A 12,486-nucleotide genomic window follows, 5' to 3' on the forward strand; every position below is an offset into this window, starting at 1 on the left:
GTTCTGCGCGGTTCGCTCGGCCTCAGGCTCCATCTTGATGGTTTCCTGGAGGTCCTTCATGGTGTCGTTGCGCAGCTGATCCACGTTGACAGAGGCCGTTTTTTCCTTCGAATTTTGTTTCGAATTTTCTCCCTGGACCAGCTCGAGATATTTGCATTCCGCAGAATTGAATTTCGCGGTGAAGGCATACTCGTTCTGGCCGCTCACCTGCTCGTACTGCTTGGCAGCGTCGAGGTATTTTCCCTGGCGCTGCAAGTTCTCACCCAACCGGAAACGCATCTCGGCGGCGTACTGGCCGGTGGAGAATTTGCTCAGATAATTCTCCGCGCCTTTTATCCATTGGTCGTTGAGCTGGGTATTTTTCATCCCGCTCGCCTCCCACTGCTGGCGCGGCAGCGCATAGGCCATGTATGCCGCCCACTGGGCGTCGGCTCCCCCCGACTTGGCCATCTCGTTGGCGAGCTGCTCGACCTGGTCGAAGCGCTTTTGCTTGTAATAGATATCGGCGGCGTATCGGTAACCCTTGTTGTACTTGCCGCTGGCCCTCGCCGCCTCGATGTAGTACTTGGCTGCTCCGTTTTCGTCATGCTTGCTGAGCAGAACGTTTGCGAGCAGCCATTTCTCAAACGGATCTGAGGAATTGCCAAATTCTTCGATGGGATTGCGCACGTACTTCCCGATCGCCGCGATAGCAATCGCCCAGTTCTGCTTGTTGTCCTCGACCGCCTTGATCTTGTCGACAATCTGCTTGTGATAGGCGGCCTTTTTAGCTGGATCTGAAGTCGCGTTCTCGGCCGAGAAGAGGGTTTGCAGCTGCAGCATCAGTGACCCGCCGGTGCTCGCCATTCCCTGCGTGTACCTTTGCGCTTCCTCGGGCTTGCCCATCAAGGAGTAAGTCGTCGCCAGACCCTGATTGGCAGCCTTGTACTGCGCGGTACCGGAGCCGTCCTCAAGGATCTTCTTGAAGTCGGCGATGGCCTTGTCATACTCGGGGTGCTCGAACTTGCCCAATTCCTTTTCGCAGTTCGCGCGACCGAGCAGGTTCTCCCGCACAAGGTTCGGATCGACGATGACCAGCGTGCTCTCCGTGAAACCATCGATCGCTTCGTTGAGCAGCCTCTTGGCTTGCGCTTCGTTGTTCGCATAGACCGACGTCGCGCCCTGGAATCGAAGCCAGGACAGGGGATAGAGCGCCTGCAGCGAAAGCTGCTCCGGAACTGAATAGTCGCACTGGCCGCCCGCATCGATCTGGGCGATACAGTCGTCTTTCTTCTTCTTGTAGGTGTTGTAGAGAGTGCTGAGCGCCGACTCGAGTTGGTGATATGAGGGTTCCAACGCCATCTGGTTCGTCGAGGGTTCAGAAGCGACCTTCGCGTACAAGGCCTCCAAGCGATCCAGCTCGTTGATTACCTGACCGGCGGTCGACTCGTTGCTTTCCGCGGACGGTACTCTGCTCGCAACTTCTGCGACCTGTGCACTTAATTGTGATGCCGATTGTGCGTGTGCCGTACCGGCATACAAAACCAACGCGCCGAAGGCGACAAAGACCATCCAGACGCGGCTAATCCCCAACGATGAATTCATTTTTTCCTTACGCCCCAAGTGATCTGACCGAACTAGGCCGGCCCTAAATAAGGACAGGCCGACCGCACCGTCAAGCGGAACCCAATATTTGCGTAACTTCCTTTAGATAGGCAAGCGAGCGAATCCGCGCCTTTCTATCCTCTAGGCTAACCGGGCCGGCAAACCCGCGGTCGACCAGCGCAGCCGACATCCCGACTGCGGCCGCCGCCTCGAAATCCAGCCGAACCGAATCCCCCACATGCAACGCCTCGGCAGGCCGCAGGCCGTGCTTGGCCAGTGCCGCCTCAAATACCTCGCGACGCGGTTTGGCAAAGCCGGCTTGTGAGGAAATTGTAACGGAGCTGAAGTGCGGTTTCAGTTCCAAAGCTTCCAGAATTTCGTAGAGCCGGAAGTCAAAATTAGATATCACGCCAAGCTCAAGTCCTTGCTGCTTTAGACGACAAAGCGTTGCCGAAGCTTCAGGATCGACCTCCCAGTGCATCGGATCGGCAAAGAAAGCAAACAACGCCTCAAAAAAATCATCGAACCGCGGAAAGTCGCCCAACCCCTCAAAGGTCCGCGCCACCACCGCCTTCCACCAGGCCCGCTCCAGGTTGCGCAATTGGACTTCCGAATGACCCTTGCCAAACGCAAGCTCTGGTGAAGTGCCGAACGCGCGACGAAACCCGGCGGTCACCGCCCTGTCCGATAGATCCAGCCCGAACTCACGCGCGAGCCTCGCGTAGGTTCTACCAACCGGTTGGCGCGCATCGAAGAGCGTCCCGGCCGCGTCAAAAAACACCACGCGCAGAATCGCCATCGTCTTCTAGAGACCGTCCCAGACCTGCACCAGCACGCCGAATGCGTCGCGCGGCGAAATGAAGAACTGCCGCTCTCCGCGCCGGTTGCGCTTTTCATCAACCACGCGAACCCCGTCGCGCTTGAGGCGTCCCAGGGTTGAATCGAAGTCTTTCAGGTCAATCGAGATATGGTGCAGCCCCTCGCCATGGCGCGTGATAAAGCGCGCGACAAAATCGTTGCTCACCTGCTGGGACGGACTTTGGATAAATTCAAGCTTAAACCCTGCCACTTGCATGTTCGCGATGATGAAGTTGCCTTCGGAGTTGGACAGGTGCGGCTCCCGCCCCGACGCGGTGGGGTTGAAGTACCTGGTGAAGAAGCTCTTTGCCTGGTCGATCTCCTTGACTGCGAGAGAGACATGGTCGAAGTGCGCAAGACCATCGGGCTCCGGCCGTGGATGCGGCGCATCGAAGTCCGGTACCCGCCAGAACTGAATCAACGCTCCGAATGCCGATCGTGGTGATATAAACGCCGTAGCGGAACCCGCCGAGTATTCCTGTTCATCAACGACCCGGACGCCGTCGCGTTTAAGCTGCTCGGTAAGGGGCCGCAGGTGGTCAACCTCGATCGACAGATGGTGCATCCCTTCGCCGTGCTTATCGATGAATTTGCCCACAAAGCCGGAGCTGCCCGGCAGGTCTTCGATGAATTCCACGACGAACCCGCCCAGCCAGAAATCCTGCCAGTAAAAGGCGCCGCTGACCTGATCGTCGCGCGTCTTCGGATTGCGTTCCTTCATCGGGAAGTAACGCGAAAAGAATTCCGCCGCGCGGTCGATCGAGCGGACGGCAAAAGAAACGTGATCGAAACGCATCCGCACATTCTCAGCCATGTGACCAATCATTTCCTTTCCGAGCGTGAAACTCGCCGGCCATGCCGAAGGCGCGCGACTCTCCACCCTCCGGCCTGTCTCCCTGCCGGATGAACAAACCCGCGTTTTGCCAAGGAATCTTCAGCGCCTAGCGCGCCGAAAACGGCCCGGGTCAATTCCTCAGAAAATCATTTTTCGCCCGCCCGGTCGATAGGAACGCGTCTGGTCCGCGGGCCAAACGAGCGCATAAGCGTCGGCGCACCACGCCGGCGGCAGCCCGACCGCCGCTGGGGTCAACTCGTTTTTAACATCTGTGCGCAGGGAGGCGGTTGGAGACGCAAGCTTATCCGGGTTAATCGTGGTACCGAGGCAAACGCGCGGTCGATTATCCCCGGCCCGGGATACGCGGACGAAAACGCCACAACAGCCTGAATGAATTGCGCAAGATCAGCGGCCATGCATTGCGGATCTTACCCGCGTAGACGGACATCGACTGCGACGCGCGCGATAGCGATGGGACGTCAAAGAAATTCCAGGCGCGCGTTGACCGACTTGCCTTCAATATGCGCGACGATATAACCGCCCCCCTTGAAGGGACCGGCGTTAAAAATCTTGGTCGCCCCTATCGCATCCTCGGCCGCGGACTCGTGAATGTGGCCCGATATACAGATGTCGGGCTGCACTTCTTCTATGAAGCGGCGCGCCGCAGTGCTGCCAACCGCTTTGCCCGACAAGATACGATCGCACTTGGTTTCGAAAGGCGGCGTGTGACACACCATGACCAGCGGGCGCAGGTCGTGGACCTGTTGGTAACCGCTGCGCAGCGCCGCGTAGATCTCGTCTTCGGTAAATTCGGTCGGAGTCTTGAAAGGCGTGAGGTTCGAGCCACCACACCCGAATATGCCGACTCCATCGATCATCCTTCCCTTGCCGTGAAGATCGATTCCTTCGCTCTCCAGAAACGGCATTACTTCACGCCGATCAAGATTTCCCGAAAGTGCCAGAACCTTCGCGCACGACCGGCGCACGTCTGACAATACCTTCCGGGTGTCTTCGATTCCGCCGAAGTTGGTCAGATCACCGGACAGGATCACGAGGTCACAGTCGCTCATGACCTTGCCCATCCGCTCGAGGTTGCGAGTTGCCATGTGGACGTCGCCGAAAGAAACTATTTTCATGCTGTCGCTCGAGTCGAAGTTTAGCCGACCGGCCGAATTCAGGGAAAGAATCGGGGAATTGGCCTTCGGGGCCGCTCTCTAGACCGCGGCCAGCCCTAACGGCGCAAGGAACGACTCCATCGCGCGCACACATTTCTCCGGTTCCTCGATCTGCAAGAAATGGGTAGTGCCAGGTATGGCCTCGTACGGAAGGCCGTGCTGCTCCGCGAGCGCACGTCCGATGAGCGCCGGGGGCATGACTTCGGGCAAGTCGGGGTCCCCACAGATCAGCTTGGTTGGAACCGGGAGGTGGCCCAGCCGCTCCCAGAGGGTCGGGTCGGCATTGGTTGAAAAGACGCTGGCCTCGAGCTCTCGCGGACAAGCAAGTTTCCAGCAGCCCGCCCGCGAGTCGTGCCGCAGTGTCGCGCGCGCCATGAGCTCATACGCTTCGGGCCGCCATCGAGTAAATCGCGCCCGAAACTGTCCAGCGAGAATCGAAGGGTCGGCGTAACGTTCGGTGCGCCGTAGCGCGCGGGTAGCCAGAGAGTTTTTGTCCTGCGTCTGATCCCCCCGCAGCACATGACCTTCCGGTGGAAAAATCGGAGGATCAAACAGGACCAGCGCCTCGAATCGCGGTCCGAATTGGAGCGCGTGCAGCGCCGCAGTTACGCCCGACAGCGAGTGAAAAACTCCGGCGGCCCGCTTATGGCCGAGCTCTGTGTTAATTGCTTGCAATACCTCTTCCAGATCCATGACGAAGCGCGGCCAGCGATGCGCATCTTCGTGGTGCAAAGGGTTGTGGCCGTGATTGCGAAAGTCGAACACCACCACTTCGTAGCGCTCGCGCAGCGGTCCCCAGAACGGAAAGTAGCCGTCGATGGCCAGACCGTTGCCATGACTCAACATCAGGCGCGGTCCCGCCGTGTTTCCGTGTTGGCGGACCCGAATTACCGCATGGTCGCCGAGCTTGACGTCGAACGTGTGCTGCGCGCGGGGCACCGTAACGTGCTTCGATTCCATTTGTTTCGACGGCAGCCTCTCACAACATCCGTACCGGGTCGATATCAATCGCGAGCGTCACTTGTTGGCGGTCCGCGTAGGGGCCAATCTCGGCCCGCATCCTGGCCAGCACCGAGCGCATGGTCCTTAGTTGACGCGATTTCACCAGCACCTGCCATCGGTAACGGCGCTTGATCCTCTCAATCGGCGCAGGCGCCGGTCCCAGCACGCGCAGCTCCGCCGACATTGGGTCGCGCCCAAGGGATTTCGCCACTGCTTCCGCAACCGATGCAAGCGGTCGCGGTTCTTCACCTTCAATTCGCACCATCGCAAGCCGCGCATACGGCGGATACTCCAGCTCGCGGCGCAAATCCAGTTCGCGCTTCATGAATCGTACGTAATCCTGATCTCGCGCGGCCCGGATACTGTAGTGATGCGGCGAAAAGGTCTGGATTATGACCTTACCCCCGCGCTCGCCCCGCCCGGCGCGGCCTGCGAGCTGGGTCAGAAGCTGAAAGGTGCGCTCGGCGGATCGGAAATCCGGAAGGTTTAGACCCAGGTCAGCCAAGACCACCGCTGCGAGGGTGACCCCGGGAAAGTCGAAGCCCTTGGTAATCATCTGGGTGCCGACGAGAAGGTCAATCTGGTTTGCCCGCAGCGCCGCCAAAATTCGCGCGCGCGTGCCCCGCCGCCCGCTGGTGTCGCTGTCCATTCTTTCAATCCGCGCATTCGCAAGCAGCGTTTCCAGTGCGGCGACCAGTTTTTCGGTGCCGAAGCCCTGCCCCGACAACCCGGCTCCGTGGCAGGCGGGGCACAAGTCGGGTGCTGGCAGTCGGTCTCCGCAGTAGTGGCAGCGAAGTGATCGATCGCGCAGATGAAACGTCAGGCTGACACTGCAATTTCGGCACGCGATAACGTTGCCGCACAGGCGGCATTGCAAGAAATTGTGAAACCCACGTCGATTCAGAAAGACCATTGCCTGTCCACCCGCGGCGAGGTTTCCACGGAGTGCGTCGAGCAGCCGGGGCGAGAGCGGGACCCCTTCTGGTGCCGGCGTAGCTCGCAAGCCACCGTTGCTCGCAGCAGCATCATTCGGCGTGGTCGAGGAGCGTCGCAGATCCACGACTTCGACCACTGCCATAGGACGATCATTCACCCGCCGCGTCAGGCGCAGAAGGCGGTAACGTCCGCGCCGTGAGTTGGCGAAGGACTCGGCCGAGGGCGTGGCCGAGCCGAGCACGACCGGACAGTTGCTGTATCCGGCGAGCGCTACCGCAAGGTCGCGGGCGTGGTAGCGAATGCCCTCTTCGTTCTTGTACGCCGCATCGTGTTCCTCGTCGACGACGATGAGGCCCAAGTCATGAATCGGCGCGAAGATGGCGGACCGGGGACCAATCATGATGCGCGCATCGCCACCGAGCGCCGACATCCAGCTTGCCCAGCGCTCGGTAACCCGCTGGGCGCTATGCGCGATTGCGACTAAGGGCCCGAATCTCGCGCGGAAGGAGCGCACCAGCTCGTCAGCCAGCGCGATTTCCGGCACGGTGACGAGCACCTGCCGTCCTTCGTCCAGCGCGCGTGCGGTCAGGTTCAGATAAACCTCGGTTTTTCCGCTCGCCGTTACCCCCCACAGGAGAAAACTTTCGAAGCGACGAGCCAAGATGATCGGTGCGATCGAGTCGATCGCGGCCTTCTGCTCTCCGGTAAGCTGAAACGGACACGCGGTGTGTGCGATTTTAGACCGGGTGCCGGGCTCTGCGCCTCCAATCGCCACCAGTCCGCGCCGGGCGAGCGACGTTATAAGCGGGCGCGCACCCCGAACCCGCTCCGCGATCTCGGCAATCGACAAGGGACCGTGCTCTGCGATGACGGTCATTAGCTCTTGTTGCTTGGGTCCACGGATTTTCACCGCCTGCGTGCATGGAACCGCCCGCACGAGGCGATCGTCGCTATCGCGATGTCGCCCGCGGGTGGCGTCCTGTCGGGCGAGGATTCCTTCACCTGCCAAGCGTGCGATCGCGGCCCGAGCCTCCCTGGGGGGCCCTAGTTTTTCGAGCCGCCTGATGGTGGACGGCCGCTCGGCGACCGTCTCGATGATTCTGCGCTCCACTTTGCTCAATGCGGCAGCGCGCAGAGGGTTCGGTTCGGCCGCGAGCCGGTAGGCCATGCGCGATTCTACGCGAGCGACCGAGGGTATGACGCTGCGGTACGCGTCGCCGAGCGAGGTCATGTAGTAGGTCGCGAGGAACTCGAGCAGTTTCAGGTGCGGGGTATCAAAAAGCGGCCGTGGCTCCAGAATCTCCAGGATCGGTTTTAGCGGTTCGGTCGCTGGCTCCTGGGAAATCTCAAGCACGATTCCGGTGACCCTGCGCGAGCGCAGCGGGATGAGCACGCGATGGCCGACGCTGAGGGCATCGCTCATGGCCGACGGTATCTGGTAGCTCAGCTCCTCAACCCCTCGCGACGCACCCACTATGACGATCCTGGCCTGCATCCAAACCACTCCCGCGACCGTAATTTACACCGTCGCCTGTCTGCCGCACGAGACACCCGCCCTGCCCGCTCGTAACCGGTCGCTGAGGCATACTTCCACGCGGTCGCAGCGTCTGGTTGAATCGTGAAGACCGGAAGGCACTCTGGCTGTTCCGGCAGGAAGTCATGTCGATGCTGCGCTTTTTGACTGCCGGCGAATCACACGGCCCCGAGCTGGTAGCGGTGATGGAAGGAGTTCCGGCAGGCTTTGAAATCGACGTCACGAAAATCAACCATGACCTGGCACGGCGCCAGAAAGGCTATGGCCGCGGCGGCCGGATGTTGATTGAAAAGGACGAGGTGCATCCGGTTTCCGGCATCCGCTTTGGCCGGACAATTGGCAGCCCGGTCACCTTGATCATCATCAACCGCGATTTCAAGAGTTGGGAGAAGCGGATGTCGGCTGATCCGCAAGATCGGGGTGAGGCGAAGGCAGTTACGCGGCCGCGTCCCGGTCACGCCGACCTGGCGGGGGTGCTGAAGTACAATCTCGAGGATATCCGGGACATCCTCGAACGCGCATCGGCGCGGGAAACCACCGCTCGCGTCGCAATCGGCGCGTTCGCCAAGCAATTTATCGCACCTTTCGGCATTGACGTTCTGGGTTATGTCGTAAGCATCGGCGCCACCGTCGCAAAAATGCCAGACCAGTCGAGCTTGGCCGAGTTGCGGGCGGCGACCGAGGAGTCGGCGGTGCGGGTCGCCAATGCGGAAGCCGAGCGCGCGATCATCGAAGAGATCGATGCATGCAAAAATACCGGTGATACTCTGGGCGGGGTGGTCGAGGTGGTGGCGACCGGAATTCCGGTCGGACTCGGCAGTCACGTCCAGTGGGATCGCAAACTCGATGGGCGCCTGGCCCATGCGCTAATGAGCTTGCAGGCCACCAAAGGAGTCGAATTCGGGAGCGGATTCGAGGCCGGCCGGGTGCGCGGATCGGCGCTGCACGACGAGATTGGATTCGACACCGCGGAGCGGCGCTTCACACGCCGCTCTAACAACTCGGGCGGTACTGAAGGCGGTATGTCCACCGGGGAACCGCTACGCGTGCGGGTAGCATTTAAACCGCTCTCCACCCTGATGCAGCCCCTCCGGTCGGTCGATATCCGCAGCAAGGAGGAAGCCGAAGGAACCATCGAGCGCTCCGACGTGTGCGCGGTTCCCGCGGCCGCGGTAATTGCGGAGTCGGTGGTGGCGTTTGAGCTCGCCAATGCGTTCCTCGAGAAATTCGGCGGCGATTCGCTGGCTGAAATTACGCGCAACTATCAGGGCTATCTCAAACAGGTCCGCGACTTCTGAAGCGAATCGTGGGACGACGCCGAGCGGAGTTTTTCGTGCTGTTGCGGTAAAAGCGGCCAGGAACTTGAGCGGGACTCGGACCAGGGTGAGCGAATCGAATGGCTTGACGCGGATCGCGAACCGAGCATGACTGCCAAGCTGATCATTACCGGGTTCATGGCGACCGGCAAAAGCGCGGCTGGCCATCTCGTGGCAAGGCGACTTGGATGGCAATTCGCTGACACCGACCTGGTAATAGCGGCGCGTGCCGGAAAGTCGGTTCCGGAGATCTTTGCGCAACATGGCGAAGCGCACTTTCGCACCTTGGAGCGCGAAGCAATCGCCACGCTCACCTCCTCGCGCCGTCACTGCGCGCAGTGCGGCAATCCACGGCCCGCGGTTATCTCGACCGGAGGCGGCGCCCTGGTAGATGAGCAGAACTGCTCTCTGTTGAAGCAAGCCGGAATCGTCGTATGCCTTACAGCGCGCCCCGAGACCATCGCCGCCCGGGTGGGCAGCTCCGCGGCCCGCCGTCCGAAGCTGACCGAAGGTGGTCAGCCCTTGGAACAACGAATCCGTACCTTGATGGCGGAGCGAGCTAGCGCCTACGCTCGCGCCGACGTCAGCATCGACACCTCCGATCTTCCTCTCGAGCAGGTAGCCGAACGTTTAATCGATTTGTTCGTGCTGAGAGAACAATCGCGATGCAAACCTTCCGCGTAGAACTCGGTCCGGCATCGCACCCCGTCCATGTAGGCGACGCGATCCTGGACCGGCTGGGCGAGCTTTCCAGAGCTGCGGGCATCAAACCCGGACCGGTTGCATTGGTTACTGACTCCAACGTGGCGCGCCACTATTCAGCGCGCGCCGCTGGCGCGCTTGAGAAAAGCGGCTTCGTACCGAAGCTCGTGGTAGTTCCCGCGGGCGAGGCGAGCAAGTCTTCCGCGGTCCTTCAGGACCTCTATGACCAGATGATCCGGGCCGAGATCGATCGCAACGGCTCGATCTTCGCGCTGGGTGGCGGCGTGGTTGGCGATCTCGGAGGATTCGCGGCAGCGTCCTACCTGCGCGGGATCGCGGTGGTGCAGATTCCCACCACGCTGGTCGCCCAGGTTGACTCGTCACTCGGCGGCAAAACCGGCGTCAATCATCCGCGAGCGAAGAATCTCATCGGCGCGTTTCACCAACCCAGGGCGATCATCGCGGATGTCCGCACGTTAATCACTCTGCCGGAGCGTGAGTTTCGGGAAGGCCTGGCCGAAGCAATCAAATACGGCGCCATCCTGGATGCGGCAATGCTCACGGACCTAGAACGTGACCTCGACCGCATCTTGGCGCGTGATTTGGGGATTCTCGAGGCCCTGGTCGCGCGATCGCTGCGCCTGAAAGCCGCGGTGGTTACTGCTGACGAGCGCGAAGCTGGGCTTCGCAAGGTCCTTAATTTCGGTCACACGATAGGACACGCGCTCGAAACGAGCGCCGGCTATGGAACCTATCTGCACGGCGAGGCGGTCGCGATCGGAATGGCAGCGGCAGCGACGCTCTCCGAGAAATTCGCTGGGCTTAGCACCGACGAGGGCTCTCGTCTGGTCCGTTTGCTCCAGCGTAGCGGGCTGCCGACCGAAATGCCGCCAAAGTTTCGCACCCCGGATTTTGTGGCAGCTCTACGGCTGGACAAAAAGCGCTTGGAAAGCGCGATCGAATTCGTGCTTTTGCAGCGCCTCGGCAAAGCCAGCACCAAGCCGCTAGATTTCGACCAGATTGTGGCAGTTCTCACCAGCTGAAATCCTCGATAGCGGTGGGTCGCCAGCCTTTCCCGCAAACTGCAGGAACACCGGTTCTTCTCTTCCAACGTGCTTGAATGACGAAACTTTGCATATTCAAGCAAAGTTTGGTTAATTACGGCCTATTGGGGACTTGCAACACGTAATCATCTTGTATGATTATGCTACGGTCCGACTCTGAACAGAGTCCGTACCCGGCCTGGGAGGTTATCCATGGAACGTATCGAAGTCTTGAAGGGCAGCGTGCTTACGGTACAGGAAGTCTCCAGCTATCTGCGCGTTCATCCTTCGACAATCTATAGGATGCTGAAGCGCAATCAGCTACCGGCCTTCCGGGTCGGAAGCGACTGGCGCTTCACGGTGGAAGCGATCGATCAGTGGCGCGCCCGCGCCGAAGCCGGCACCTTTAAGCCCGAGATTCGCCGCGCCGCGGCCCGCAAATAGTCTCTGGTTGGTCGGCGCCCGCGCGATTTAGGCAAAGTAGCGACGCGGATTGTCGACCAGCATCGCGCGGATTTTCTCCTCGCTCACTCCCGCCCGCTTCAAGGCCGGCACTATATTCTGGAACACGTGGGTCGGTTTCCAATTTTCGATCAGCTTTGAGGTTTCGGGCGGGAGATCGAGACCTCGCCCCAACCAGCACCACACCGAGTCGTGTGAGAGGACGATCTGCTTCTCGTAGCCCACGCCGAGCAACCCGACTAGTGCGGCCAGCCTCAGCTTGTCGGGATGGAGAAAGTCCAGTCCGAACCGATCGAATCCAAGGAAGCATCCGCGGTCGAGCATGTCGCGGTGATAGCCGAGATCTGCCGAGCCGCAGCTATGGCCGATTATCACCCGCTGCAGATCGATACCCTCCGAAGCAAAGATGTCGAGTTGCTCCCGCCCCATGGTGCCATCCTCGGTGTGCGTAGTGATCGGCGCACCGGTACGCAGATGCGCGCGCGCTGCGGCGCGCAAGCAGTTTTCTTCGTATTTGGTTATCTGACCCTTGCCGGTCGCGCACTTGATTATTCCGGCCTTGATTCCGGTGTTGCCGATACCTTTGGTGATCTCACTAGAATAGACTTCCGCGATTTCATCGACGCTGCGCTGTTTGAAGTAGGCCGTGTTGCCCAGGTCTTCCTTGTAGAGACCGGTCGCGCACACGATGCGCACGCCGGAGGTTTCGGCAACCTCGGCCATGAAATTGACGTCGCGGCCGATGTCCATGGGACACGGATCGACAAAGCTCTGCAGGCCGAGATCCTTCAGCTCCTTGAGGCGGTCGACCGCGTTCTTGAAGGCTGCGCGTCTTTCGAACTTTGGCGCTGCGCAGTCCAGCTCCCATCCGGCCCAACCGATGAGCAGATGCTCGTGCATCAGAGTCGTGCCGAGCTGTTCGGCGGTGGTGGTTCCCGTGACGGTGTTTATGGATTTCATCGGAGCAACTCCTTCGCCCCCGAAGGCCTCGGGCTAGAAACGCAAATTAGACCCGCGCGGTCGAAGTCGTCAAACGCAG

Annotated in this window: 11 protein-coding genes; 4 read left to right on the plus strand and 7 right to left on the minus strand. The window is 60.4% G+C overall.

Annotated elements, in window-relative coordinates; translation table 11 throughout:
* From VGI36_11075 to priA, 6 genes are all read right to left on the minus strand, one after another.
* On the minus strand, nucleotides 1-1,584 hold a 1,584-nt coding region (locus tag VGI36_11075; GenBank protein HEY2485685.1), incomplete at its 3' end, for a hypothetical protein.
* A gap of 70 nt (nucleotides 1,585-1,654) precedes the next feature.
* Nucleotides 1,655-2,383, minus strand: coding sequence for an HAD-IA family hydrolase (locus tag VGI36_11080; protein ID HEY2485686.1), 729 nt, complete (start codon nucleotides 2,381-2,383; stop codon nucleotides 1,655-1,657).
* A 6-nt stretch (nucleotides 2,384-2,389) separates the two neighbouring features.
* Nucleotides 2,390-3,256 (minus strand): VOC family protein, encoded by an 867-nt coding sequence (locus tag VGI36_11085; GenBank protein ID HEY2485687.1) that lies wholly within the window; start codon nucleotides 3,254-3,256, stop codon nucleotides 2,390-2,392.
* Between the two features lie 500 nt (nucleotides 3,257-3,756).
* On the minus strand, nucleotides 3,757-4,413 hold the full coding sequence (locus VGI36_11090; protein HEY2485688.1) for a metallophosphoesterase: 657 nt from the start codon (nucleotides 4,411-4,413) through the stop codon (nucleotides 3,757-3,759).
* Nucleotides 4,414-4,491: 78 nt separating this feature from the next.
* Nucleotides 4,492-5,412: an alpha/beta hydrolase gene (locus VGI36_11095; GenBank protein ID HEY2485689.1), complete on the minus strand. Its 921-nt coding sequence runs from the start codon at nucleotides 5,410-5,412 to the stop codon at nucleotides 4,492-4,494.
* 19 nt (nucleotides 5,413-5,431) lie between these two features.
* The gene (priA, locus tag VGI36_11100) at nucleotides 5,432-7,885 is read right to left on the minus strand and encodes a primosomal protein N' (protein HEY2485690.1); all 2,454 of its coding nucleotides are present in this window, start codon (nucleotides 7,883-7,885) and stop codon (nucleotides 5,432-5,434) included.
* A 116-nt stretch (nucleotides 7,886-8,001) separates the two neighbouring features.
* Between priA and aroC the strand changes: the two genes are divergently transcribed.
* From aroC to VGI36_11120, 4 genes are all read left to right on the plus strand, one after another.
* Nucleotides 8,002-9,222, plus strand: a complete 1,221-nt coding sequence (gene aroC / locus VGI36_11105) for a chorismate synthase (protein HEY2485691.1) — start codon at nucleotides 8,002-8,004, stop codon at nucleotides 9,220-9,222.
* A 126-nt stretch (nucleotides 9,223-9,348) separates the two neighbouring features.
* Complete coding sequence (locus VGI36_11110) at nucleotides 9,349-9,924, plus strand: shikimate kinase (protein ID HEY2485692.1); 576 nt, start codon at nucleotides 9,349-9,351, stop codon at nucleotides 9,922-9,924.
* The gene (aroB, locus tag VGI36_11115; protein HEY2485693.1) at nucleotides 9,906-10,985 is read left to right on the plus strand and encodes a 3-dehydroquinate synthase; all 1,080 of its coding nucleotides are present in this window, start codon (nucleotides 9,906-9,908) and stop codon (nucleotides 10,983-10,985) included. The genes VGI36_11110 and aroB overlap by 19 nt, the downstream gene beginning before the upstream one ends.
* A 213-nt stretch (nucleotides 10,986-11,198) precedes the next feature.
* Nucleotides 11,199-11,429: a helix-turn-helix domain-containing protein gene (locus VGI36_11120; protein HEY2485694.1), complete on the plus strand. Its 231-nt coding sequence runs from the start codon at nucleotides 11,199-11,201 to the stop codon at nucleotides 11,427-11,429.
* 27 nt (nucleotides 11,430-11,456) lie between these two features.
* On the opposite strand, the gene VGI36_11125 is transcribed toward VGI36_11120, so the two are convergent.
* Nucleotides 11,457-12,407 (minus strand): hypothetical protein, encoded by a 951-nt coding sequence (locus VGI36_11125; protein ID HEY2485695.1) that lies wholly within the window; start codon nucleotides 12,405-12,407, stop codon nucleotides 11,457-11,459.
* Nucleotides 12,408-12,486: the final 79 nt, after the last annotated feature.

Source organism: Candidatus Binataceae bacterium, assembly GCA_036495685.1.
Classification (GTDB): Bacteria; Desulfobacterota; Binatia; order Binatales; family Binataceae; genus JAFAHS01.